The following is a 24,235-nucleotide window of genomic DNA, read 5'->3' on the forward strand; positions in this document are numbered from 1 at the left end:
CCCGCTCCCCTCAGTACAACTGCCGGTAGCTGGTTTCGAGCATGTCCTCCAGCACCGACGGATCGAGGTCGAGGCCCATCTGCTCGGTGGCGATCTCGCCGGCGGACGGCAGTTCGTCCGCCAGTGCCTGGCTCGCCGGATCCCAGAGCCGGGACCGGACCAGCGCGCGTCCGCAGTGGAAGAACGTCTCGGCGACCTCCACGATGATCGCCAGTTCCGCCTCCTTGCCTTCGGTGCGCATCCGGGCGAGGACGTCCGGCTCGTCGGTGGGATACGCGCGACCGTTGACCCGGAACACCTCCCGCAGACCGGGGACCACGAACATCAACCCGATCCCGTCGTTCTCGGCGAGGTTGCGGAACGAGTCGGCGAGCTTGTTGCCGGGCCGGTCGGGGATCGCCAGCGTGCGTTCGTCGAGCACCTTGACGAAGCCCGGGTAGTCGCCGCGCGGCGAGCAGTCGGGCAGGCCCGTCGCGTCCGCCGTCGCCATCGCCACGAACGGGGAATGGGCGATGAACCGATGGCCGTGCCGGTCGACGCGGTCGTGGACCTTGGCCTTGATCATCGCCTCCGGTTCGCCGAGCCGGGCGCGGACCTCCTCGTACGAGATCCGGCGAGGACGCCTCTCATTGGCGACATAACTGCTGGTCATGGCACAATTATGAGCAATTGTTCAGCCTGCCCGCTACTCGCTTTCAGGCCGCTTCACCGGGAGTGCCATGCCGTCGGACCAGCGCCGCATCCAGCCACGTAAACAGCCGCGTCAGGTCCGGGCCGAGCTGACCCGGCAGCGCATCCTCACCGCCGCTGCTCACATTTTCGCCGAGTACGGGTACGCCGCGGGGACCACGAACCGGATCGCCGAACGCGCCCGCGTCTCGATCGGTTCGCTGTATCAGTACTACCCGAACAAGGACGCGATCCTGGCCGAGTTGCTGACCCGGCACCTCGACGGCGACCGGGGTACCGCGACGCTGCGCAGGTACAAGGAATCGCCCGAGCCGCTCGAAACCATCATCAGGGACTTCGTGCGCACGGTGATCGACAACCATCTCGATGATCCGCAGCTGCTGCGGATCATGATCGAGCAGGCGCCGCGCTCCGGCGAACTGCTGGAGCGGGTCACCCGGGTGAAGTGGGAGATGATCGACGATCTGCTCGATCTGCTCCACGCCCATCCCGAGGTCCGGGTCCAGGACAAGGACACCGCGGCCCGGCTCGTCACGTCGACCGTGGAGCTGACCGTGCATCAGCTCATCGCCGCGCCCGGCTCCATCGACCTCACGCGGCTGGAGAACGAACTCGTGGCGATGATCACCGGTTACCTCCGCGCCTGATTTTCCGGGATTGACCAGGCGCTGAGCGGGTACTCACCGGTGTGATCCGAGCAGAGAACAGGATTCGCGGCCTCGCCGCTCACTGGCGGCGGAGAGGCGGCACCCTCGCGTTGGCCTGGACGGTGATCACCCTCGGCCTGGTCACCATGCTGTGGGTGTCGGATTTCCGTTCCTGGCCGGTGTATCTGACGGCCGCACCGGGTGCCGTCGTGTCCGTTCTGCTGTGGGTCGGCGTCGCCCGCGCCCGCCGAAGGCCGGGCTAGCGCGTCGCGCGCGTGGCGAGCTTGTCGAATTCGCGGTCCGGCAGGGTCCTGTTGAGTTCGAGGAGTTTCTCGGCGAGATGGCCGACCGCGTACCGCGTCTCCGGGCGGCCGGCCTCGATGGCAGCGCGGATGGCGTCCACGACGACGGCGGGGTCCGAGCCGTCGGCGAGTCCCGTTTCGCCTTGCCGCGCCATGGCTTCCGCCATCGCCCCGTACGCCCCGCCGCCGGAGATCTCGCGGAGCTGCGCGGACGTCTGATCCTCGAACTCGGTCTTGATGATGCCCGGCTGGATGATCACGACGTCGATGCCGAACGGCTCGACCTCCATCCGAAGCGTGTCGGAGAAGGCTTCAAGCGCGTGCTTCGACGCGTAGTACCAAGCGCCGAGCGGCAAGGCGATCTCGCCACCGATCGACGAGACGTTGACGATCGTGCCGGACCGCTGCGCCCGCATGGTGGGCAGGACGAGCTGAACCAGCCTGGCGGGCGCGAGAAGATTGACTTCGAGCTGGTCGCGCGCGCTGTCGAGCGGGACGTCCTCGATGGCGCCGTGCAGGACGGTCCCGGCGTTGTTGACCAGGACGTCGATCCGCTGCTGTTCGCCGAGAACGGTGTCGACCGCGCGACGGAGATCGCCCTCGTCCCGGGCGTCCATCTTCAGCGGATGGCCGCCCGCCGCGCGGAGGTCGTCCATCTTCTCCACGCGCCTCGCGGCACCGTAGACCGTGTGCCCGGCGCGCAGGAGCTCCAGCGCGGTGGCGTGGCCGATCCCCGACGAAGCGCCGGTGACCAGGCAGACCTTGGTCGTCATCCCTTGTGCACCTCCCGATCTCTTCACCATTCACGAAACACCGGATTTCCTCTCGCAGCAACGACACTTCTGTGTTCCCCCAGTTGAAGGGCCTACAATCGATGCAATGACCATGCAGCTGAATGCACCGGAGCGGGTGAACAGGTGCCGGGAAACCGCCTGACCCACGACGAGCGCAGGCACATCGCTTCGGGACTGACGGCCGGGCTCACCTACGCCGAGATCGCCCGGCGGCTGGACCGCCCGAAATCGACGGTCATCCGCGAGGTGGCGCGCAACGGCGGCGCTCACGGTTACCGCGCGGGACAGGCGGAGCAGGCGACGCGGTGGCGGGCGCGTAGACGCAAACCCGGTCCGCCGCCTGTCGCCGACCCCGCCGAGCGGACCCCGGAGGCGCTGCGGGACTTCGAGACCGAGTTCGCCGGGATGATGGCCGCGACCGGGGTGCCGTCGATGATGGCCCGGGTCCTGGCCTGCCTGTTCACCGGGGACACCGGCGGCAGTACCGCCGCCGAACTCGTCGCCAGGCTGGAGGTCAGCCCCGCGTCGGTGTCCAAGGCCGTCGGCTGGCTGGAACAACGCGGTCTGATCGGCCGCGAACGCGACGGCAGGCGGCAGCGTTACGTCATCGACGACCAGTTCGGCTACCGGGCCTGGCAGGCCAGCCTCGAAGCGATGACCGCGTGGGCGGACGTCACCCGGCGCGGCGCCGGGCTGTTCGACGGCCCGGCCGGGGCGCGGCTGGAGTCCACCAGCCGGTTCTTCCGGCATCTGCACAAGGACATGAGCGAGGCGGCCGAACACTGGCGGCGCACGAGCCCGCGGTGACGTCATTTCGACGGTCTCCCGGCGATTCCGGTCATGTCAGGATCCGGTCATGGGAGTGGTGGTCGCGGCGCTCGCCGCGGGCTGCGCGGTGCTGGCGGTGTTCCTCCCCGGTGGGGCGGCCCGCCCGGACCGGCCGGATCTCGAAGTGGCGCTGGTCGCCGCGGCGTCGGTACTCGCGGCCCTGCTGACGTTCGGGAAGTCCACCGGAGCGAGGGTTTCCGCGCTGGTCTGCGCGGTGGGCGCCACCGGCTGGGCGGTCTACTGCCTGAGCACGGATCTCGGCAGCGGCACCCCGGGCGGTGCGACAGCGGTGCTCGCGGTGGCCGCCGCCGTCACGCTCGGGGTGGCGAGCCTCCCGCGACCGGTCCGGTGGTGGCTCGCGGTCCCGCTCGTGGCGGTGCTCGCCGCGGGGACGGTGACCGCCGTGACGACCGTGCCCGGCCTGGCCGTGCGGTCGACGACTGCCACGGCCGTCACGGCGCCCGCGCCCGCCGACCGGGTGACGGCCGTGCCCTGGACCTGGACCCCGTCGTCCCCGGTGCTCGACGTGGTCGCGGCAGGCACCGGGGTGGCGGTCGCCGGGACCGGCGGCGAGGTCACCGCGCTCGACGGGCCGACGGGCGCGGTGCGCTGGACCTACGCCCGCCCCGGCGCCCACGTCCGCGCGCTCGTCCCCACTCCGGACGGGCTTCTGCTGCTGGCCGTCTTCGCTCCCCGCGACGGCGGGAAGGACCGTCATCACCTCACGGTTCTCGACGCGTTCACCGGCGCCGCGGTCCAGGAGACGCTGATCGACGACGTCCACGGCCCCGATCTGCTGGCGCCGACGTCCACCGTGCTGCCGTCGCTCACCTACCTGGGGGACAACGACTTCCGCGTCGACGCGCTCGACCTGCGCGGCGGAATCCCGCTGTGGTCGTGGAAAGCGCCCGAAGGGTGCGTTTCCCCGTTCGCGCTGCCCGCGAGCGGCCGTGACGTGGTGCTGGCGCCGCTGCTGTGCCAGGACCGGCTCAGCGTGCTCGGCCTGGACGAGCGCACGGGCACGCCACGCTGGGAGCACCGGCTGCCGGTGACCCGGCCGTCGGACGAGAAGGCCGACTACTATCTGCACGCGTCCCCCGGCGGCGGCAAGGTTTCCCTGTCCCTGCGGTACTCGGGCCTGGCGAGCGGCCGGAACACCGACGTCGTGCTCGACGCCGCCACCGGAACCCTCGTGTCCACAATGGACCCCAAGGCGCCGGCGCGGATCACGCTCGGCCCGGTGGCCGTCTCGGAACGCGACGAGAACGGGAAGACCACCGCGGCCACCCTGGACGGCGGGGTGGCCGTCGACCTCGCCGCCTGCCCGGACCGGCGGGCGCAGGCCACCACACCGACGGCGTACCTGCGCCTGTGCGGCTCGCCCGGCGGCGGGATGGTGGTGCACCGGCAGGAGCTCGACGGCTCCCCCGCGTCCACCCTCCCGGTCTCATGGCCGCCGCCCGGCGAACCGATCGGCGGCCTGCTCTCCGGCTCCGGCCGCCACGCGCTCGTCCCGGCCCCTGGCGCGCTAGTGGCCGCCCGGGCGGGCGACACCCCGGTCGTCGGGTTTCCCGCGACCGGGTGATCGCTTTCGCCGCGCGTGAAGGTCTTCTTGCCTGCCGGGTCGCTGACTGTGTGGATTTCGGTGCGTTGGATGGGTAAAAATCCACACAGTCCCGCGTGACCGGTCCGGTCGTGAAGGGGTGTGTAGAAATAGGGACGTTGAACGTCCCTATTTCCACACACCCCTCACCCTGAGCGACACCTCGCGCAAGGCGACCTTCCAAGCGTCGAGGTAGGCCGAAGCGGGCACTCGGGACCGCCGTTCGAACACGGGATCCCCGGGATCGTCCGTCTCGGCGATCAGCACGTCCTCGCCCTCGCGCCAGATCAGCAAGAGCCAGCATTGGTCGGATTCGAAGAACGGTTCCCGCGGGGTGCCCAGCGGGACGTCGTCGAGCGTCCACCCTCGCAAGGTCACTTCCACGTTGTCCCACCAGGAGAACTCGGCGAGCACCGTGTCTTCGCCGTCGATGAACCGCAACCCGTCTCCGAGCCTGCCTCCCCGCGGGAACAAGCGCACGGCGAATCCCTCGACCGGCCTGAACGTACTGGTGTCCAGGTCCGCGATGACGTCGTCCACGAAGACGACTTTACGGAGAAGGGCGGGCGGCCGAAGCCGCCCGCCCAGGACTCAGCGAGGTCACCCGCGCTTGAACTCTTCCCAGGTCACCTTCTTCACCTGCGGGCCGTCGTCCTTGGCGTGGCTCGCCAGGCCGTTGAGGCCCTTGAAGTAGTCGCCGGCCTGAGCCTGCGCCTGCGGCGACATGTCGGTGTCGCTGATCGCGATGCCGTGGATGTGCTCGGCCCAGTCACCCTGGCTCGGGGTGCGGTGCCACGCGGCGAACCCGACCTCACGCAGGGCCTTCACCGCGGCGGTCTTGTTCGAGATGTTGTTCACCGAGATGTCGACGGCACCGCCGCCGTCGTGCGTGCCACCCGAAGCGCCGACGCCGCCGGCGTTGTACGAACCCTGGGTGATGGTGAACTTGACCCCGGCCTTCTTCTCGGCGGCCGCGATCATGTCGGCGGTGCGCTTGTTCACCGTCTTGCCGTCCAGGCTGGTCTTCGAACCGACGCTGATCGGCGCGGTCACGGTGTAGCGGCCCTTGCCCAGTTCGGTCAGCGAACCCTTGCCCGGCAGACCGGTGGCGGCCAGGCCGCTGTGCCCCAGGGACTTCTGGTACTTCTCGTACGCCTTGACCGTCGAGGTGCCGAAGTGACCGTCGACCTGCTTCTTGTCGAGCAGGTTCTTCGCCGCCAGTGCCTCTTCGACCACCTTGACGCTCGGGCCGGAACCCGGCGTGATCGCCTGGTCGGCCTTGTACGGATCCCACATGGCCGCCTTGATCACGGCCTCCATGTTGACCGACGGCGCGGCCACCGCGGGCTGTCCCGCCGTGACCCCCATGAGCGCGGCTCCGGTCAGAGCGGTGAACGTCGCGGCGGTTGCCACCTTGCGCATGACTGCTCCTTCACTCGGTGCTGCTCCCTGTGAACAGCTCGTGACCGACACTGCCCTGAACGCGGGGGCGTCCGGAACCGCTTGTACGCAACGTCTGACGTCAAAAACCGCAGGTTGACAGCGTTTGACAGCGTGGGCGCCAGAGCGATTCCGCTGGTCGGCACGGCGATCGGGACGAAGTTCGCGATATAGTCACCTGGCCGCGCAGAGTGACGAAAACAGTTGTCACGTTGGACACGAACGCGAGGGGAAGCGTGCCGGGAGCGCAAGCGGAAGAGCGGACGCCGGAGCTCGAAGCGTTCATGGACGAGCTGCGGAAGCTCCGGACGCGGGCCGGGGAGCCCTCCTTTCGGAAGATGGCCGCGAAGTCCGGCGCGGTGTCGCACGCGACCCTGCATCTCACCGTCACCGGGCGTCGGCTCCAGCCCTGGGAGACCGTCCGGGAGTTCGTCCGCGCCTGCGACGGTGACGAGGAGGAGTGGCACGCCCGATGGCAGGGCGTCCAGCTCGTGCTCTCCGCCGACCGCGAACCGGATCCCGCGCCAGACCCCGCGCCGGCCCGGTCACAGTGGCGGTCCAAACGGGTCCTGGTGCCGCTGGCCCTCGTCGTCGCCGCCGCGATCGCCGCCGTCGTGGTCGTCCTGCTGCCGGGTGGCGAGAACGCGCCCGAACCGCCGCATCCCGGCGATGCGAGCAAGTTCGTCGCCGACGTGACCATTCCCGACGACACCGTCGTCAAACCGGGCACGCAGTTCGTGAAGGTGTGGGAGCTGAAGAACACCGGCACCGTCGAATGGAAGAAGCGGTACCTGCGCCGCACCGACCTCCCGGTCGCGCCCGGCGCCTGCCGCACCCCGGACCGGATCCCGGTCAACGACACCGCGCCGCAGGGGAACGTGCAGGTGACGGTCACCGTGGGCACCCCGCCGACCGCCCCGGCCGACTGCAAGGTGTTCTGGAAGATGGTCGACGAACAGGACCGGGAACTGTTCCCCGGCAACCGGCCGATCTACTTCTCCGTACTCGTGCGCCCCTGAGCCGAATCACCGGAAAACACCTCGTTCGGCCGGAAAAGTACGCTAGCCGCCTGATTCCCGGCTGCCTACGCTGAATTCCGCGCACGGAAATCACAAAATTCCTCGGGAGTCTCCCATGAGAACAACGAGAATCGTGTTCTGCGCCTTATTCGCCCTCGGCGCCGCGTGCCTTTCCCCCGCGGCCTCGGCGGCCCCGAACGCGTTCGCCCTGTCCAGTACCGCTTTCGCCAACGGCGGTCTCATGCCCAAGGTCCACGAATGCACCAGCGGCGGCGGGCAGGACCCGGCCAAGAGGAACGAGTCGCCGCCGCTGGCCTGGTCGGGCGGTCCCGCCGCGGCCAAGAGCTACGCCATCGTCATGCGCGACCTCGACAACAACAACCTCATCCACTGGGTCATCTACGACATCCCGGCGGCAACGGCCTCGCTCCCCCAGAACGTCCAGCACGTCTACCAGCCGCCCGTTCCCGCCGGCTCCCGGCAGATCTACTACCGCGGGAGCGCGAGCCTTTACGGCTACCAGGGACCGTGCTCACCCTCGACGGTGAACACCTACGAGTTCGTCGTGCACGCCCTCAACCGGGCGTCGCTCACGAATCTGAACTCCAGCTCGTCGACGCAGACCGCCGCCAGGGCGATCACCGCGGCGTCGATCGGCACGGCGAGGATCACCGGCGAATCGTAGCTCGGTGACACCGCCGGGATACGCAGAGCCAACCGGCGTCCGCCCCGGTGGGCCCGCTGATCACCCGTGGCAAAATCGGCCCAATGCAGATCGGGATGCTGGGCTCCTTCGAGGTTCGCACGGATGACGGCGGGCTCGCCGACGTCCCGGGCGCCCGGCTGCGAGGGCTGCTGATCGCCCTCGCGCTCGAACCGGGCCGGGTGGTCCCGAAAGCGACGCTCGTCGACTGGATCTGGGGCGAACAGCCGCCCGCCGACGCGACGAACGCCTTGCAGCGCTTGGTTTCCCGGCTGCGGAAGGTACTGCCGGAAGGGGTCGTCGAGGGCCAGCCGGACGGCTACCGGCTGAAAGTGGCGCCCGAAGACGTCGACGCCGTGCGGTTCGAACGCCTCGTCGGCCAGGCCCGCGGCGACGAGGAGCCGAGGCGGCTGCGTGAGGCCCTCGCCCTGTGGCGCGGTGGGGCCATGCAGGACGTCGGCCTGCAGGACAGCGAGGCGTTCGACGCCGCGGTCACCCGGCTCGAAGGGCTCCGCCTGACGGCGCTGGAGGACCGGTTCGACGCGGAGATCGACCTCGGTCACGGCGCGAAACTGGTCACCGAACTGACCGACCTGGCGGCCGCGCATCCCTTGCGCGAGCGGATCGTCGCCGCGCTGATGCGGGCCCTCGCGGCGACGGGCCGCGACACCGAAGCTCTGCTCGTGTACCAGCGCACGCGGGAAGCCCTCGCCGACGCGCTGGGCGTCGACCCTTCGCCGGAACTGTCCGCGGTGCACGTCGCGCTGCTGCGCGGCGAGCTGGGACGGCGGGAGGAGAACCGCAAGACCAACGTGCGCGCCGAGCTGACCAGTTTCGTCGGCAAGGACGCGGACGTCGCCAAGGTCCGCGACCTCGTCGCCGTGCACCGGCTCACCACCCTGATCGGTCCCGGCGGTTCGGGAAAGACCAGGCTGGCTACGGAAACCGCGCGCACCCTGCTCGGTGACCTGCCGGACGGCGCGTGGCTGGTGGAACTCGCGGCCATCGGCCCGGACGGCGATGTCGCCCAGGCGACGCTCGCGGGCCTCGGGCTGCGGGACGCGCTGCTCGGCGACTCATCGAACGCCGAACCCGCCGACCGGATCATCGCCGCGATCCGCGATCGCGAAGTCCTGCTGATCCTCGACAACTGCGAGCACGTGATCGAGGCGGCCGCGGCGTTCGCGCATCGAGTCCTCGGGGAATGCCGCCGTCTGCGGATCCTGGCCACGAGCCGGGAACCGCTCGGCATCACCGGCGAGGCGTTGTGGCAGGTCGTGCCGCTGGCCCTGCCGGACCCGCACGCCGCGCCCGGCGAGGTCGAGTCCTCCCCCGCCGTCCGGCTGCTGCGGGACCGGGCGAGCGCGGTACGCAAGGATTTCGTGGCCGACGAGGTCACCCTCGCCACGATGGCGCGGGTCTGCCGGGTGCTGGACGGGATGCCGCTGGCGATCGAACTCGCCGCGGCCCGGCTGCGCACGATGTCCATCGACCAGCTCGCCAACCGGCTCGACGACCGGTTCCGCCTGCTGACCGGCGGCAGCCGGACCGCGCTGCCCCGGCACCGGACGTTGCGCGCCATGGTCGACTGGAGCTGGGAGCTGCTGAGCGACGCCGAGCGGACGGTCCTGTGCCGGCTCTCGGTGTTCTCGGGCGGGGCGAGCCTGGAAGCGGCCGAGCACGTCTGCGTGAGTGAAGCCGTCGAGCAGTACGAAGTGCTCGAACTGCTCACCGCGCTGACCGAGAAGTCGCTGCTGGTCGCCGCGGGCGACGAAGCGCCGCGCTACCGGATGCTCGGCACGATCAAGGAGTACGCCGAACTCCGGCTCGCCGAGGCGGGGGAATCGGCGCTGGCCCGCGACGCGCATCTCGCCTACTTCATCGAGCTCGCCGAGGCCGCGGAGCCGATGCTCCGCGAGGCCGAGCAACTGGACTGGCTCGCCAAGCTCAACGCCGACCACGACAACATCACGTCCGCGATGCGCCGCGCGCTCGCGGCGGGCGAGGCACCGGCGGCGATGCGGCTCGCGGCGGCCTGCGGCTGGTACTGGTGGCTCAGCGGGCACCGCACGGAAGGCATGGAACTGGTCAGCGCGGCCGTCGAAGTCCCCGGTGAGACGCCGGACGAGGTCACGGCCGTGGTGTACGGACTCGTCTCGCTGTTCGTCAGCTCCGGTTTCGCCGACGAGAACACCGCGGCGAAGTGGATCCACGAGTCGTACCGGCTCAGCCAAAGCGGCGCGAAACACCACCCGCTGTTCGGACTCGTCGGTGCGCTGCAACGCATGCTGACCGGAGCGGAACCGGCGGCCGCGTGGGAACCGGTGCTGGAGGACGAGAATCCCTGGGTACGCGCACTGGCCAGGCTGCATCTCGGCAAGCTCCGGATCACGCTGGGACAGCCCGGCCCGGAGGCGGAGGCGTACCTCGAACAGTCACTCACCGAGTTCCGCGCCCTCGGCGAACGATTCGGGATCTCGTTCGCCCTGACCGAACTGGCGGACCGGATCGCCACCCGCGGCGAGTTCGCGACCGCGTGCGAGTACTACGGACAGGCGATCACGGTGGTGACCGAGGTCGGTTCCGTCGAGGACCTCATCCGGCTGCAGTCGCGGCAGGCCCAGCTGTACTGGCTGATGGGCGACGAGGAAGCCAGCGCGGCCGCCGCGATCGAAGCGCGGCGGCGCGCCGAACAGGTCACGTGGCCGGGCGCGCTGGGCATGCTGGCCCTCGCCCGCGCGGAACTCGCGCACTGGCGCGGTGAGACCGAAGAAGCCGCACGGGAGCTCGACATCGCGCTGGCCGTGATGGGCAACGAAGCGGATCTGGGACACGTCCGTGCCATCGCCCACGACCTGCAAGGCTATTTCGCGGACGACCTCGGCGAAGCGAGGGAACACCGGAAAGCGGCCTGGGAGGCGGCGAGCGAGGTGCGGCACGTGCCCGTGATCGCCCACATGATCGTCGGGATCGCGGACTACGCCCTGCGCCGCGACGATCCGGAGCAGGCCGCGCGGCTGCTCGCGGCGGCCGACGAGCTGCGCGGGCTGCCGGACCGGTCGCGTCCCGACGTGGCGCGGATCGAGGAGACAGTGCTGCGCCGCCTCGGCGAAACGAAGTTCGCGGAGGCGGCGCGAGAGGGCACCACTGCGGATTGGACCGAGCTGGTCGAGGTCACGCTCGCTTCTTGAACGTCGAGGACGCCCACAGGTAGCCGACCAGCGCGATCCCGGCGCACCAGCCGAGGGCGGGGAACACGTCGCTCGCGGCGGGCGCCCCGTTGAGAAGCCCGCGGAGGGTCTCGATGATCGGGGTAAAAGGCTGGTACTCCGCGAATTCCCGGAGTCCGGGGCCCATCTTCTCGGCGGGCACGATCGCGCTGCTGAAGAACGGCAGCATGACCAGCGGCACGGAGGCCATGCCCGCGGTCTCCGGGGACTTCGCCGCCAGGCCGAGCGCGATCGTGAGCCAGCCCGCCGCGAACCCGAGCAGGACGACCATCCCGACGACGCCGAGCCAGTCGAGGAAACCCGCCGACGGTGAGAAACCCAGCAGGAAGGCCACCCCGGTGAGCGCCGCGATGGCGATCAGGTTGGTCAGCAGGCTGGTGACGACGTGCCCGGTCAGCACCGCGCCGCGGGAGACGTCCATGACCTTGAAACGGTTGATGATGCCCTTCGTCATGTCGGAGTTCACCGCGGTCGCGGTGGCCCCGAGGCCGTAGCAGACGGCGAGCAGCATCAGGCCCGGCGTCGCGTAGTCGATGTAGTCGACGCCGACGCTGAACGCGTCGCCGAACACGTAGACGAACATCAGCATCATCACGACCGGCATCAGGATCGCGTTGAACACCGAGGTCGGGTTGCGGGTCAGGTGCTTGAAGTTGCGGCGCAGCATCACCAGCGAAGGCGACTTGGCGCTCATGGTGGCGGCAGGGGTCTGGGTGGTCATGGTCCGGGTAGTCACTTCACTGCCTCCGTGTCGCGGCCCGTCAGGGCGAGGAAAACGTCATCGAGATCAGGGGTGTGGACGGAGAACTCTTCGGCGGCGAGCGAGTGCCCGTCGAGCCGGTCGAGCAGCTCCCGCAGGGATTTCGTCCCGCCGTCACTGGGGACCCGCAGGGCCAGCGCCTCGTCGTCCCGGGTGGCACCGCGGAAGATCGCCGCCGCCGCGTCGAGTTCGGTGACGCTGGTGAACCGGAGCCGGACGTGCGTGCCGGGCATCCGGCGCTTGAGTTCGTCGGGGGTTCCGGTGGCGACCAGCTGTCCCTGGTCGAGGACCGCGATCCGGTCGGCGAGCTGGTCGGCTTCCTCGAGGTACTGGGTGGTGAGGAAGATGGTCACGCCATCCGCGACCAGGTCGCGGATGATGGACCACATCGTGCGACGGCTGCGCGGGTCCAGTCCGGTGGTCGGCTCGTCGAGGAAGATGATCCGCGGATCGCCGACGAGCGTCATCGCCAGATCCAGCTTCCGGCGCATGCCGCCGGAGTAGGTCGAGGCCGGCTTCTTCGCCGATTCCACCAGGTCGAAGCGCTCCAGCAGGTCGGACACGACCCGCTTGCCCCCGGCGGCGCGCCGGTTGAGATCCACCATCAGCTGGAGGTTCTCCTGCCCGGTCAGCAGTTCGTCCACCGCCGCGAACTGGCCGGTGACGCCGATGGCCGCGCGGATCGCCTTGGCCTCGGTCGCGAGATCGTGCCCCGCGACCCTGGCCGTGCCGCCGTCGGCCTTCATCAAGGTGGTCAGCAGGTTCACCGTGGTCGTCTTGCCCGCCCCGTTCGGGCCGAGCAGGGAGAAGATGGTGCCCGCGGGGACATCCAGGTCGATGCCGTCGAGCACGACCTTCTCGCCGAAGGTCTTTCGCAGTCCGGAGACCGCAATCGCTGTGTCGTTCATGGGAGCCACTTTGGGCGGCCCGCCTGACACGCCTCCGCCACCGCCCTGACACGGGTGGTGTCAGCGCCGTGTCAGCCTCGTGTCAGGCCCCGCGAAGAACGTGGTCGGCACAACCACCACGAAAGGCAACCCGATGACTGAGACGGTTCCCGTCCCGCAGGGCCTCCCGATGCAGCGCGACGCGGGTCCCTTCGCCCCGCCCAGCGAGATCACCCGGCTGCGCGCGGCCCGCCCGGTCAGTCCCCTGGTCTTCCCCGACGGTCACGAGGGCTGGCTGGTCACCGGCTACGACGAGGTCCGGCAGATGATGGCCGACACCCGGTTCAGCTCCCGCCAGGACATCGGCGTCCTGCACATGCCGTACGAGACGGGGATGCCCGCCCAGACCGAACCGTCCCCGCCGATGCCGGGCATGTTCGTCGCGATGGACCCGCCGGATCACGGCCGGCTGCGGAAGCGGCTCACCGGCGCTTTCACGGTGAAGAGGATGAAGCAGCTCGAAGAGCACATCGTCGAGATCACCGAACAGCACCTGGACGCGATGGCGAAGCTCGTCCCGCCGGTCGACCTGGTCAAGGAGTTCGCGCTGCCGGTGCCGTCGCTGGTGATCTGCGAACTGCTCGGCGTCCCTTACGAGGACCGCGAGAACTTCCAGGCCAGCTCCGCCCAGCTCATGGTCCGGGACCAGACGCTGGAAGAGAAGATGGCCGCGTTCATCGGGATGAACACCTTCCTCACCGAACTGGTGACGCGCAAACGCGAGACGCCCGGTGACGACATCCTGTCCGACCTGGGCCGCTACGACGACCTCACCATCGAGGAACTGGCGGGCGCGGCGTTCCTGCTGCTGCTCGCCGGGCACGAGACCACCGCGAACATGCTGGCGCTGGGCACTTTCGCGCTGCTGGAGCACCCCGCGCAGCTGGCCGAACTGCGGGCCGACGCGGAATTGCTGCCCGGTGCCGTCGAGGAACTCCTTCGCTATCTGTCCGTCGCCGACATCTTTTTCCGCTACGCCACGGAAGACCTGGAGCTCGGCGGCGAAACGATCCGCGCGGGCTCGACCGTCATCGTGTCGCTGCTGGCCGCCAACCGCGATCCGCGGCGCTTCGAGAACCCCGACACCCTGGACCTCCACCGCAACGCCCGCGGTCTCCTTTCCTTCGGGCACGGCATCCACCAGTGTCTCGGGCAGCAGCTGTCGCGGATCGAAATGCGCGCGGGTTTCGAGGGGTTGCTGCGCCGTTTCCCGACTCTCGCGCTCGCCGTCCCCGCGGACGAGGTCAAGCTCAAGACCGACATGAACATCTACGGCGTGCACGAACTGCCGGTCACCTGGTAAACGCTCGTCGCATTCAGTCGACCAAATGCGGGTGTCGGGTCCCGGCGCTCTGTGCCCTCGCTCGCCTGAGGTACATGAAGGCCCCCTTCCTTGCGATAGGCGCAAGGAAGGGGGCCTTCATGTACTTACGACCTCCGGATCACTTCTTCAGCCACTCCAACAGTTTGACCGTTCCGTCCCCCTTCGCACCGGTCTTGTGGATCTTCGGTTCACGGGAACCCTCGACGTAGTAGGAGGCCCCGGCGCCACCGCCGCCGCCCGCCGAGTCGTTGGTGCCCGACTCGCCACCACCGCCTCCGCCGCCACCCTTCAGCGCGTATCCCGCGCCGCCGCCACCGCCACCACCGGCAGTCGACGCGCCAGGCGCGCCTTGGCCGTTGTCGCCCTTCGACGTCTTCGCGGTACCACCGCCTCCGCCGTCGCCGCCCACGCCGAGCGACCCGCGCTCACCGCTGTCGCCCTTGTGCGGCTTCTCGTCACCCGCACCGCCGTCACCGCCGCGGGCCACCAGCGAGCCACCGCCGGCGCCGCCTCCCCCGGCCGCGACGATCAACGGCACGTCGCCGCGGCAGACCGCGCTCGACCCGCCACCGCCTCCGCCGTTGCGGCCGGAATCGGATTCCCCGGACCCGCCTCTGCCACCGGTGGTGAACCCGGAACCGCCGGATCTGCCTGCCTGTTTACCGACATGGATTTTGAGTGTTTCCCCGCCTTTGACCGGCACCGTTGCCTCGACCTCGGCACCGTGGCCCGGGCCGCCGGAATCCGCGTTACCGTGCCCTCCCTGTCCTCCTCGCAGGGAGAAGCGGCCCCACTTCGCGTCGGCGGGGACTTGGATTTTCTGTTCGCCCTCAACGGCTTCGAAGGCGTCGGTGGTCACGGTCTCGGTCATGATTCCTCCTGGGTTCGCTGCCGGAGATCCCAGTCTGGAATGCGCGATCCGTCTGCGGACAGTGCACGATCGGGCACGAAAAGACTTCGCTGCGTTTTCGGCCGTGTCCATTTGTACCAGCGTGGAGCAACCCGGTTATACCTTCGTGTAATGACCGAGATTCGCGGCGGCCCGCTGCGGCCGTTGGTGACTTTATTGCGGGAACTGCCGAGTGACCGGTCGGCATTCACCGACGAACGCCGGACCCTGACATTCGGGGAATTGCTGGACTCGAGCGGCCGGTTGGCCACGGGACTCGGAATCGCGCGGGGCGACCGGGTCCTGGTCCATCTAGGCGCCCGCGTCGAATTCGCCGAGTACTGTCTCGCGGTCCTGCGCGCGGGCGGGGTCGGGGTTCCGGTGAGCGCGCGGTCGACGGCGGCCGAGCTGACGCGGATCGCGGACGACTCCGGCGCCGGTCTGCTGATCACGGAGGCCCGGCACGCGGAAGTGGTACGCGAAATCCAGGCGGAGCGGCCACGGTTGCGGGTGGTGTTCGTCGAGGACGAGCCGATGCCCGCCCGTGGCGAACCGCGCGACGATCTCGGTCTCGACGAGCCCGCCTGGCTGCTGTACACCTCCGGCACGACCGGCCGCCCCAAGAGTGTCCTGACGACGCAGCGCGCGATCCTCTGGTCGTCGGCCGCCTGCTACGGCCCGATGTACGGGATCTCCGGCACCGACACGCTGCTCTGGCCGCTTCCGCTGCACCACGCGTACGCGTTGTCGCTGGCCTTCGCCGGGACGATCGCGCTGGGCACGCACACGAGGATCGTCGGCCACGACCTGCGGGGAGCGCTCATCGCGCATCCGGGCGGAGTCCTCGCCGGAGTGCCGGCGACCTTCCTGAATCTGCGGCAGGAGGTGCGCGGCGGGCTCCCCGCGCCGCGGCTGTGCCTGTCCGGAGGCGCGCCCTGCACCCCGTCGGCACGCGCCGCGGTCCGGGACCTGTTCGGCGTCCCGGTCCTCGACGGCTACGGCAGCACGGAGACGGGCGGCAAGATCGCCGTCCAGCTCACCGACGGCGAGGGCCTGATCCCGGTACCGGGCATGGAGATCCGGATCGCCGACGGGCAGATCGAGGTGCGCGGTCCCGGCGTGGCGCCGAACGTCGAGGGCGTGGACGGCTGGTACCGGACCGGCGACATGGGCCGTCTCGACGGCGGACGGCTCACGCTCGACGGGCGGGCCGACGACGTCATCGTGTGCGGCGGCCAGAACGTGCATCCGACGGAGATCGAGGCGGTCATCGCCGAACTCCCGGCGGTGCGGGACGTCCTCGTGGCGGGAAGACCCGACGAGGTCCTCGGCGCGGTTCCGGTGGCGTTCCTCGTCTCCGACGAGCCGGACCTCGACGAAGTACGCCGCCGGTGCCGGCGGCGGCTCTCCTCCTACAAGGTTCCGGTGGCCTTTCACCTGGTCGAGCGGCTTCCCCGGACGCCGTCGGGAAAGGCGCTGCGGCGGGAATTGCGGGTCCCCCGGCCCGGCGACGTGGAAACGCTGGTGCGCGAGGCGATCGCCGAACTGGGCGAGGGGGACCCCGGGGAACGGTGGCGCGACCGGCCGTTCGCCGAACTGGGCCTGACGTCGCTGCGCGGCGTGCACCTGCGGCACCGGCTGGCCGAGGCGACCGGCCGCGAGCTCCCCCAGTCACTCGTCTACGACTTCCCGACCCCGGCGGCGGTCATCGGCGAACTGAAGCGGCTGCAGTCCGGGCGCGGCAGGCCCGTCACGACGGAATCCGCGCCCGCGCGCGGCGATGACCCGATCGCCATCGTCGCCACGGCGTGCCGGTTCCCCGGCGGGGTGACCTCGCCCGAGGATCTGTGGAACCTGGTCGCCGCCGGTGTCGACGCCACCGGCGACTTCCCGGCCGACCGGGGCTGGGACCTGACCGTGCGGTACGACCCGGATCCCACCCGGATCGGCGGTTCCACCACCCGCCGTGGCGGTTTCGTCTACGACGCCGCGGATTTCGACCCCACGCTGTTCGGCATGTCGCCGCGCGAGGCGCTGTCGACCGATCCTCAGCAGCGGCTGCTGCTGGAGACGTCGTGGGAGCTGTTCGAACGCGCCGGTCTCGACACCGCCGCGCTGCGGGGCAGCGACACCGGCGTGTTCGTCGGGGTGATGAACGAGGACTACGCGAGCCGCCTGCAAGGGCATCAGCTGGAAGGACGGCTGGGCATCGGGTCTTCGCACGCGCTCGCGTCCGGCAGGATTTCCTACACCTTCGGCCTGAACGGCCCGGCGGTCACGGTCGACACGGCGTGCTCCTCGTCGCTGGTGGCCCTGCACTGGGCCGTGCGCGCGCTGCGGGCCGGGGAGTGTTCGCTCGCCGTGGCCGGTGGCGCGACGGTGATGTCGTCGCCGCGCACCTTCCTCGAATTCAGCCGCCAGCGCGGCCTTTCCCCGGACGGGCGATGCCGTTCCTACGCGGCGGGCGCGAACGGCACGGCCTGGGCCGAGGGCGCGGGTGTCGTGCTGCTGGAGCGGCTGTCGGACGCCCGCCGGAACGGGCATCCGGTGCTGGCGCTGGTGAGCGGTTCGGCCGTCAACTCCGACGGGGCGTCGAACGGGATCACGGCGCCGAGCGGACGCGCCCAGCGCGCGGTGATCCGGTCCGCGCTGGCCGACGCCGGCCTGGCCGCGCCGGACGTCGACGTCGTGGAAGGGCACGGCACGGCCACCCCGATCGGCGATCCGATCGAGGCGGAGGCGCTGATCGCCGCGTACGGCGCCGGGCGGGACCGGCCGCTGTGGCTCGGATCCGTGAAGTCCAACATCGGGCACACCCAGGCCGCGGCGGGCGTGGCCGGGGTGATCAAGATGGTGGAGGCGTTGCGGCACGGGCACTTGCCGCCGTCGCTGCACGCGGGCGATCCGAGTCCGCGCGTCGACTGGTCGGCGGGCGAGGTGGCCCTGCTGGCCGAAGCCCGCGAATGGCCTGCTTCAGCGAAACCCCGCCACGCAGGGATTTCCGCGTTCGGGATCGGCGGTACCAACGCGCACGTGCTCGTCTCGGAAGCGCCGATTCAGGTCGACGCCGGACGCCGGACTTCACCCAAGGCGCCGTGGGTGCTGAGCGCCGCGAGCGACGACGCGCTGCGGGCGGTCGCCTCCCGGCTGCTGGCGACCGCGGGTGGCCGCGACGAAGACGATGTCGCGTTCACGCTCACCACCCGCGCTCCACTGGAGCATCGCGCGATGGTCTCGTCCGGCGATCTCGCCGCCCTGCGCGCGCTCGGCACGGGTGAACGCCGCGGCCGGATCGTGCGCGGACCGGCGACCGCGGCGTTCCTGTTCAGCGGACAGGGCGCGCAGCAGGCGGGCATGGGGAAGGAACTGTCGGACACCTTCCCCTTGTTCCGCAAGGCGTTCGACGCGGCCTGTGAAGCCGTCGGCGGTCAGGTCCGTGACGTCGCCTTCGACGGCGGCGAACTGCTCGACCGGACCGATCACGCGCAAGCCGCGTTGTTCGCCTTCGAGGTCGCCCTGTACCGGCTGCTCGAATCCTGGGGCGTCCGGCCCGCCGCCGTCGCCGGGCACTCGATCGGGGAGATCGCCGCCGCGCACGTCGCCGGGATCCTCTCCCTCGAAGACGCCGGTGCCCTGGTGTCCGCGCGCGGACGGCTGATGGCGGCTTTGCCCCCGGGAGGCGTCATGATCGCGGTCCGGGCGGCCGAAAGCGAGGTCGCGCCGCTGGTGGGGGAATTCGCCGACCAGGTGGCGATCGCCGCGGTCAACGGCCCCCGATCCCTTGTCCTGTCCGGATCCGAGAGCGTGACGGAGGCCGTCGCGGCCCAGTGGCCGGGTTCCACGCGGCTGCGCGTCAGTCACGCGTTCCATTCGCCGCTGATCGACCCGATGCTGCCCGCGCTCCGCGAGGTGGCCGCCCGGCTGCCCCATCGCGACCCGGAACTCACCCTGATCTCCGGTCTGACAGGCCGCGCGATCACCGGCCTCGGCCCCGAGTACTGGGTGCGGCAAGCCAGGGACACGGTCCGGTTCGCCGACGCGCTCAACACCGTGGCCGCCGAAGGAACCGATATCTGCCTGGAGATCGGGCCGTCGGCCGTCCTGAGCAGGGCCGCGGGAGCGATGCTGCCCACAGTGTCCACTATGGACACCAGTCATGGCGTGCTGGAAGCGGTGGGCGAACTGCACACCACGGGTGTGCCCGTGTCGTGGCGATCGGTGTTCGACGGCAGCGGCGCACGCCGGGTCCCCCTGCCGACTTATCCCTTCCAGCGCGAGCGTTTCTGGCTCGACCCGCAACCACGCCGGAGTCCGGCGGACAGCGGGCACGCGATGCTCGGCCCGGCGCTGGTCGCCCCCGGCTCGCCCAGGATCGTGCACGGTGGCTCGGCGGGCGTGCGCACGCACGGCTGGCTCGCCGATCACGTGGTCGGCGGCACGACACTGTTCCCCGCGACGGCTTTCGTCGAACTGGCCTTGCACGCGGGCAAAACCGGCGTGGCCGAGCTGACGATCGAGGCACCGCTCCGGCTCGGCCGGGCCGAGGACGTCGCGCTGCAAGTGGTCGTGGACGGCTCCCGGATCGACATCTACGCCCAGGATTCCGGCTCCTGGATCCGCCACGCCACGGGTCGCCTGGCGCCGTCCGACGTCTTCGCTCAGCCATGGAAAGGCGAGTGGCCTCCTCCCGCGACCGAGCCGATCGAGCTGGAGCGGGCCTACGCCGCCCTCGACTACGGTCCCGCTTTCCGCGCGGTGACGGGTTTGTGGCAGGACGGCGACGAACTGTTCGCCGACGTCACGCTCCCCGAAGGTGTCGACGGCCGTTTCGACTTGCATCCCGTGCTGCTGGACGCGGCGGTGCACACCTTGGCGCTGGCCGGACCGCCGGACTCCGAGGTGCGGGTGCCGTTCCTGTGGACCGGCGTCCACGTGTTCACCGCGGCCCCGCGCCGGGCACGAGTCCATTGTGTACGGTCAGGTCCCGGCGAAGTCCGCGTCGAACTCTTCGACGCCGACGGAATGCCTGTCGCGGTAGTGGAATCCCTGCTCACCCGGCCGCTGCCCGCCGGGAGCACGATGCTCTACCGCCCGCATTGGATCCCCGTGCCCGCCTCGGGCGCCGACGACGTCCGGATCATCGACGCGCGCGGCGAAGACGTCCGAACCGTGCTCACGGCGTTGCAGGACACGCTTCCGCGCGGGGAACGCACCGTCGTCGTCACCGGCGACCCCGCCGATCCCGCGGCGGCCGCCGTGTTCGGGCTCGGGGCCGCGGCCTCGACCGAATACCGCGGCCTGATCACCGTGGCAGGCACCGAACTGCCGCTGGAGAAAGTGCGCGAACTCGTCGGCGGCAACCCCGAACCCCAGCTCGCGATCCGGGACGGCGTGCCGCACGCGCTGCGGATCGCCCGGACCGCGCCCGCGTCCGCCCGGCCGATCGATCCGGCGGGGACCGTGCTGATCACCGGGGGCACCGGAGGTCTCGGCGCGGCGCTGACCCGGCATCTCGTGTCCGCGCACGGTGTCCGGCAGCTGCTGCTGGTCAGCAGGCGAGGCCCGGACGCGCCCGGCGCGGAGGAGCTCCGGCGGCTCCCCGCCGAAGTGCGGATCGTCGGCGGCGACATCGCCGATCCCGCTTTCGTCCGGCGGCTGGTCGACTCCTGCGACCCACCGCTGACCGCCGTCGTGCACTCCGCCGCCGTCGTCGCCGATGCCGCTTTCACCGCGCAGACACCCGCGGGGTTCGAGACCGTCTTCCACCCGAAGGCCGACGCCGCCCGGATCCTGCACGAGGCCACGCGGCGTCTTCCACTGTCGGCGTTCGTGCTCTTTTCCTCGCTGGCGGGCACTTTCGGCAATGCCGGACAGGCGAACTACGCGGCGGCGAACCGCGTTCTCGACGCGCTGGCCGTCCGGCGGCGGGCCGAGGGCCTGCCCGCGACGTCGATCGCCTGGGGCCTCTGGGACCTGGAAGTCGGGCTGGGCGCGCACATTCCCGACGCGGCGAGGCATCGCATCCAGTCCTCCGGGGTGGCCGAGCTGACCCTGGAGCAGGGAATGGCCCTGTTCGACGCCGCGCTCGGCCATGCCGAACCGGTCCTGATCGCCGCCCGGCTCGACCCCACCGCCGCCGGCCTGCCCCCGATCGCCGGCGGACTCGGCCGCGCCGCGCCGAGACCGGCGCCGTCACCGGATCGGCGCTGGCCGGACCATCCCTCGGAGCGGGAACTGCGAGACCTGCTCCGCGTCGAACTCGCCGAGGTCCTCGGCCACCAGGACCCGGGCACGATCCCCGAGGACAAACCGTTCACCGACCTCGGGCTCGATTCGCTGGCCGTCATCGACCTGCGCACCCGGCTCCGGGAGCTGACCGGCGTGGAGGTCCCCGCCCGCGTCCTGTTCGACCACCCGACCGTCATCGAGCTCGCCGAGCACCTGCGAGCGTCTGGCTGAGGGTCAACGCGGTGAGGGCGATGGCGAATCCGGCGAGCTGCCAGCCGGTGAGGGTCTGGCCGAGAACCAGGAAACCCGCCGCCGTGGCGACCAGCGGGTTGGTCAGCGTCAGCAGCGAGAGCGACGTCGGGGCGAGCCGGTCGATGCCGCGGAACCACAGCGGGTAGGCCAGCGCGGTGGTGACGATGCCGATGTAGCCGTAGCCGATCAGGTTCGCGGTCGTCAGCGCGCCGGGGAGGCCTTCGAAGAGGAGGGTCGCCGGAGCGAGGACGAGCCCGCCCAGGGTGAGCTGCCAGCCGGTCATCGCCAGCGGATGCTCCGGACGGCCCCATTTCTTGGTGAGGACGATGGCCACGGCCACGAGCGCGACGGCGCCGAGCATCGCGGCCAGGCCGAGCGGGTCGAGCCGGGCTTCCGACGAAAGGGTCAGCAGGGCGACACCACCGGCACCCACGATCGCCGCGAGCACGGTCACCGCCGGTGTCCGGACGCGAAGGACGACCAGCGCGAGCCCGGCCACCATCAGGGGTTGCAGGGCGCCGAGGGTGGCGGCCACACCGCCGGGAAGGCGGTACGCGGCGAGGAAGATCAGCGGCAGGAAGGCGCCGAAGTTGAGCATTCCGAGCACCGCCGTCTTCCACCACCAGGACCCGTGCGGGAGGCGCCGGGTCAGCGCGAGCAGGAGCAACCCGGCCGGGAGCGCCCGCAGCACGGCGGCCAGGAGCGGCCGGTCCGGGGGAAGCAGGGTCGCGGTGACGACGTAGACGGTGCCCCAGCTGGCGGGTGCCAGCGCGGCGAGCCCGGCGTCACGGAGTGTCGGTTTCGCGGCCGTGGGCTCGGTCAGGACAGGCCGTTCGGCGATGATCGCCATGATGTCTCCTCACTGATAATCTCAACATTGAGATATCACCAGCGAGTTCTGTCAATGTCAAGTCTCTTAATGTTGAGATGAGTGGGAGGTGGGTCATGGCCGACGCGGTGGACGCGGTGATCGGGCTTTGGCGACACGAGCGGCCGGACCTCGAAGACAAGCTCTGGCCCGCCGAAGTGATCGGGCGCGTCCAGCGGCTGTCCCGGATCCTCGACCGGAAGCTCAAGGAGTTCAACGCCGAGCACGACCTGGAATCGTGGGAGTTCGACGTGCTCACCACGCTCCGCCGGTCCGGGGAAGCCGGCGGCCTGACGCCGGGCGCGCTGCTCAAGGCCGCGATGGTCACCTCGGGCGCGATCACGAACCGCATCGACCGCATGGAGACCAAGGGCCTGGTCGAGCGGGTGCGCGACGGCGACGACCGCCGCTCGATCAAGATCCGGCTGACCGCCAAGGGACGGCAGGTCGTCGACGAGGTCTTCGTGCTCCACTTGGAGAACGAGGCCCGGCTCCTGCCGGAACTCAAGCCCGAGCAGTGGGCCGAACTGGTCGGCGGCCTGCGGCTGCTGCTCGAACACTTCGGCGACACGTCATTGGAGTGACTCCAGCGCGGCGGCAGCGGCGGTCAGCGCGTCACCCGGGTCGACGCCGAGCTCACGAACGGCACGCGCGTAGTCGTCCGCCGCGGCTCGCAGCAGGGCGGCCTTTTCCGGACGATCGGCGGCTTCGGCGACGACCGTGCCCCTGGCGCGCGCGGTCTGCACCCAGCCGTTCTCTTCCAGCTCACGGTAAGCCCGCGCCACCGTGCCCGAAGCCAGCGCCAGATCCCTGGCGAGCTGCCGGATGGGCGGCAGCCGGGTGCCCGGCGCCAGCGCGCCGGTGGTGATCAAATGGACGAGCTGGTCCCGGACCTGCCGCCACGGCGCGATCCCGAGATCCGTGTCGACGACGACCTTCAGCGGCATCAGACCGCTTCGGCACGCGATCGGGCGGCTTCCGCGCGCGAGCGGTGGGCGAGGTGGTACCAGCCGGCGAATCCGGCGACGACCAGGATCAAGGACACCAGGTTCAGCACCTCCGGGATCGAAAGCGTCACCATGGCGGCCAGCCCCAGCCCGGCCGCGACCCGGGCGCTCCGGACCCGCAACGCGGCATCGGCCACACTGTCTCCTGTGGACGGACGACGGACGGCGAGCAGGATGACCAGCCAGGTCACCGCCGAGACACCCGCGGCGACCCCGAGCTGCGCCCACCACTGGTTGACCGCGATCCACGCCGCCGCGGCCACGGCGATCACCGCGTAGGTGACCAGGCCCCAGACCGGAATGAGCTCGCGCACCCCGCGGCGATCCAGCGTCGCCTCGCGTCGGGCGCCCTTCCGGGGGCGCTGGGCCAGCACCTCGGCGATCAGCGCGCCGACGAGCAGGGTGGCCAGGATGGACGAGGTGCTGTCGCCGCGCACCCCGGCGGCGTCGGCCAGCAGCGGCAACCCGAGGTACAGCCACGGATACCAGAACCGGCGGCGACGCAGATAACGCACGGCTTCGGCGAGGTCCGACGGCGAGGGATCGTCGACGCCCCAGCGTCGCAGCACTTTCTTCCCCTGCTTGTCACCCGGCCACAGCGCGATCAAGATCAGCAGACCGAACAGACCCATGAACAGGGCGACGGCCACGATGTTGTCGAACGGCACGATCAGCCTCCTCTTGTATCAAGTACACGGTACAAG

The 24,235-nt window shown here is 70.4% G+C and carries 20 protein-coding genes; 10 read left to right on the top strand and 10 right to left on the bottom strand.

Annotation, left to right across the window (positions count from 1 at the left end):
• Window positions 1–10: 10 nt before the first annotated feature.
• A complete protein-coding gene (locus tag IE302_RS31750) occupies window positions 11–652 on the bottom strand; it encodes an MSMEG_1061 family FMN-dependent PPOX-type flavoprotein (RefSeq protein WP_191258114.1) in 642 nt (213 codons plus the stop codon).
• A 67-nt stretch (window positions 653–719) separates the two neighbouring features.
• On the opposite strand from IE302_RS31750, the gene IE302_RS31755 reads away from it, so the two are divergent.
• Window positions 720–1,337, top strand: coding sequence for a TetR/AcrR family transcriptional regulator (locus IE302_RS31755; protein ID WP_191258115.1), 618 nt, complete (start codon window positions 720–722; stop codon window positions 1,335–1,337).
• Window positions 1,338–1,378: 41 nt separating this feature from the next.
• Window positions 1,379–1,600 (top strand): hypothetical protein, encoded by a 222-nt coding sequence (locus tag IE302_RS31760; protein ID WP_229908051.1) that lies wholly within the window; start codon window positions 1,379–1,381, stop codon window positions 1,598–1,600.
• On the opposite strand, the gene IE302_RS31765 is transcribed toward IE302_RS31760, so the two are convergent.
• The gene (locus IE302_RS31765; protein WP_191258116.1) at window positions 1,597–2,412 is read right to left on the bottom strand and encodes an oxidoreductase; all 816 of its coding nucleotides are present in this window, start codon (window positions 2,410–2,412) and stop codon (window positions 1,597–1,599) included. The two genes, IE302_RS31760 and IE302_RS31765, sit on opposite strands and share 4 nt — an antisense overlap.
• A gap of 144 nt (window positions 2,413–2,556) precedes the next feature.
• Here IE302_RS31765 and IE302_RS31770 point away from each other — a divergent pair, with 144 nt between their 5' ends.
• Window positions 2,557–3,240, top strand: coding sequence for a GbsR/MarR family transcriptional regulator (locus IE302_RS31770; RefSeq protein ID WP_191258117.1), 684 nt, complete (start codon window positions 2,557–2,559; stop codon window positions 3,238–3,240).
• Window positions 3,241–3,289: 49 nt separating this feature from the next.
• On the top strand, window positions 3,290–4,846 hold the full coding sequence (locus IE302_RS31775) for an outer membrane protein assembly factor BamB family protein (RefSeq protein ID WP_191258118.1): 1,557 nt from the start codon (window positions 3,290–3,292) through the stop codon (window positions 4,844–4,846).
• Window positions 4,847–4,993: 147 nt separating this feature from the next.
• Here the strand turns inward: IE302_RS31775 and IE302_RS31780 are convergent, their stop codons facing one another.
• Window positions 4,994–5,404, bottom strand: coding sequence for a hypothetical protein (locus IE302_RS31780; RefSeq protein ID WP_191258119.1), 411 nt, complete (start codon window positions 5,402–5,404; stop codon window positions 4,994–4,996).
• Window positions 5,405–5,464: 60 nt separating this feature from the next.
• Window positions 5,465–6,286 (bottom strand): peptidoglycan-binding domain-containing protein, encoded by an 822-nt coding sequence (locus IE302_RS31785; protein WP_191258120.1) that lies wholly within the window; start codon window positions 6,284–6,286, stop codon window positions 5,465–5,467.
• Window positions 6,287–6,516: 230 nt separating this feature from the next.
• Here IE302_RS31785 and IE302_RS31790 point away from each other — a divergent pair, with 230 nt between their 5' ends.
• From IE302_RS31790 to IE302_RS31800, 3 genes are all read left to right on the top strand, one after another.
• Window positions 6,517–7,323 carry an NBR1-Ig-like domain-containing protein gene (locus IE302_RS31790; protein ID WP_229908052.1) on the top strand — a complete coding sequence of 269 codons (807 nt, stop codon included), beginning with the start codon at window positions 6,517–6,519 and terminating at the stop codon, window positions 7,321–7,323.
• Window positions 7,324–7,438: 115 nt separating this feature from the next.
• Window positions 7,439–8,008 (top strand): YbhB/YbcL family Raf kinase inhibitor-like protein, encoded by a 570-nt coding sequence (locus IE302_RS31795; RefSeq protein ID WP_191258121.1) that lies wholly within the window; start codon window positions 7,439–7,441, stop codon window positions 8,006–8,008.
• Between the two features lie 83 nt (window positions 8,009–8,091).
• Window positions 8,092–11,217, top strand: a complete 3,126-nt coding sequence (locus IE302_RS31800; protein WP_191258122.1) for an AfsR/SARP family transcriptional regulator — start codon at window positions 8,092–8,094, stop codon at window positions 11,215–11,217.
• Here the strand turns inward: IE302_RS31800 and IE302_RS31805 are convergent.
• Both IE302_RS31805 and IE302_RS31810 read right to left on the bottom strand, forming a co-directional pair.
• Complete coding sequence (locus tag IE302_RS31805) at window positions 11,201–11,977, bottom strand: ABC transporter permease (RefSeq protein ID WP_229908053.1); 777 nt, start codon at window positions 11,975–11,977, stop codon at window positions 11,201–11,203. The two genes, IE302_RS31800 and IE302_RS31805, sit on opposite strands and share 17 nt — an antisense overlap.
• Window positions 11,978–11,988: 11 nt before the next feature.
• On the bottom strand, window positions 11,989–12,924 hold the full coding sequence (locus IE302_RS31810) for an ATP-binding cassette domain-containing protein (RefSeq protein WP_191258123.1): 936 nt from the start codon (window positions 12,922–12,924) through the stop codon (window positions 11,989–11,991).
• A 133-nt stretch (window positions 12,925–13,057) separates the two neighbouring features.
• Between IE302_RS31810 and IE302_RS31815 the strand changes: the two genes are divergently transcribed.
• Window positions 13,058–14,266, top strand: a complete 1,209-nt coding sequence (locus tag IE302_RS31815; RefSeq protein WP_191258124.1) for a cytochrome P450 — start codon at window positions 13,058–13,060, stop codon at window positions 14,264–14,266.
• A gap of 139 nt (window positions 14,267–14,405) precedes the next feature.
• On the opposite strand, the gene IE302_RS31820 is transcribed toward IE302_RS31815, so the two are convergent.
• On the bottom strand, window positions 14,406–15,158 hold the full coding sequence (locus tag IE302_RS31820) for a PE-PGRS family protein (protein WP_191258125.1): 753 nt from the start codon (window positions 15,156–15,158) through the stop codon (window positions 14,406–14,408).
• Window positions 15,159–15,308: 150 nt separating this feature from the next.
• Between IE302_RS31820 and IE302_RS31825 the strand changes: the two genes are divergently transcribed.
• The gene (locus IE302_RS31825; protein ID WP_191258126.1) at window positions 15,309–21,635 is read left to right on the top strand and encodes a type I polyketide synthase; all 6,327 of its coding nucleotides are present in this window, start codon (window positions 15,309–15,311) and stop codon (window positions 21,633–21,635) included.
• Here the strand turns inward: IE302_RS31825 and IE302_RS31830 are convergent.
• Window positions 21,598–22,506, bottom strand: coding sequence for an EamA family transporter (locus IE302_RS31830; protein ID WP_191258127.1), 909 nt, complete (start codon window positions 22,504–22,506; stop codon window positions 21,598–21,600). The genes IE302_RS31825 and IE302_RS31830 overlap by 38 nt on opposite strands.
• Window positions 22,507–22,601: 95 nt before the next feature.
• Here IE302_RS31830 and IE302_RS31835 point away from each other — a divergent pair, with 95 nt between their 5' ends.
• Complete coding sequence (locus IE302_RS31835; RefSeq protein ID WP_191258128.1) at window positions 22,602–23,108, top strand: MarR family winged helix-turn-helix transcriptional regulator; 507 nt, start codon at window positions 22,602–22,604, stop codon at window positions 23,106–23,108.
• On the opposite strand, the gene IE302_RS31840 is transcribed toward IE302_RS31835, so the two are convergent.
• Both IE302_RS31840 and IE302_RS31845 read right to left on the bottom strand, forming a co-directional pair.
• Window positions 23,097–23,471: a GntR family transcriptional regulator gene (locus IE302_RS31840; RefSeq protein WP_191258129.1), complete on the bottom strand. Its 375-nt coding sequence runs from the start codon at window positions 23,469–23,471 to the stop codon at window positions 23,097–23,099. The genes IE302_RS31835 and IE302_RS31840 overlap by 12 nt on opposite strands.
• The gene (locus IE302_RS31845; RefSeq protein ID WP_191258130.1) at window positions 23,471–24,199 is read right to left on the bottom strand and encodes a hypothetical protein; all 729 of its coding nucleotides are present in this window, start codon (window positions 24,197–24,199) and stop codon (window positions 23,471–23,473) included. Before IE302_RS31845 ends, IE302_RS31840 begins: the two co-directional genes overlap by 1 nt.
• Window positions 24,200–24,235 lie beyond the last annotated feature (36 nt).

The sequence above is a fragment of the Amycolatopsis oliviviridis genome (genome assembly GCF_014654365.1).
Classification (GTDB): domain Bacteria; phylum Actinomycetota; class Actinomycetes; order Mycobacteriales; family Pseudonocardiaceae; genus Amycolatopsis; species Amycolatopsis oliviviridis.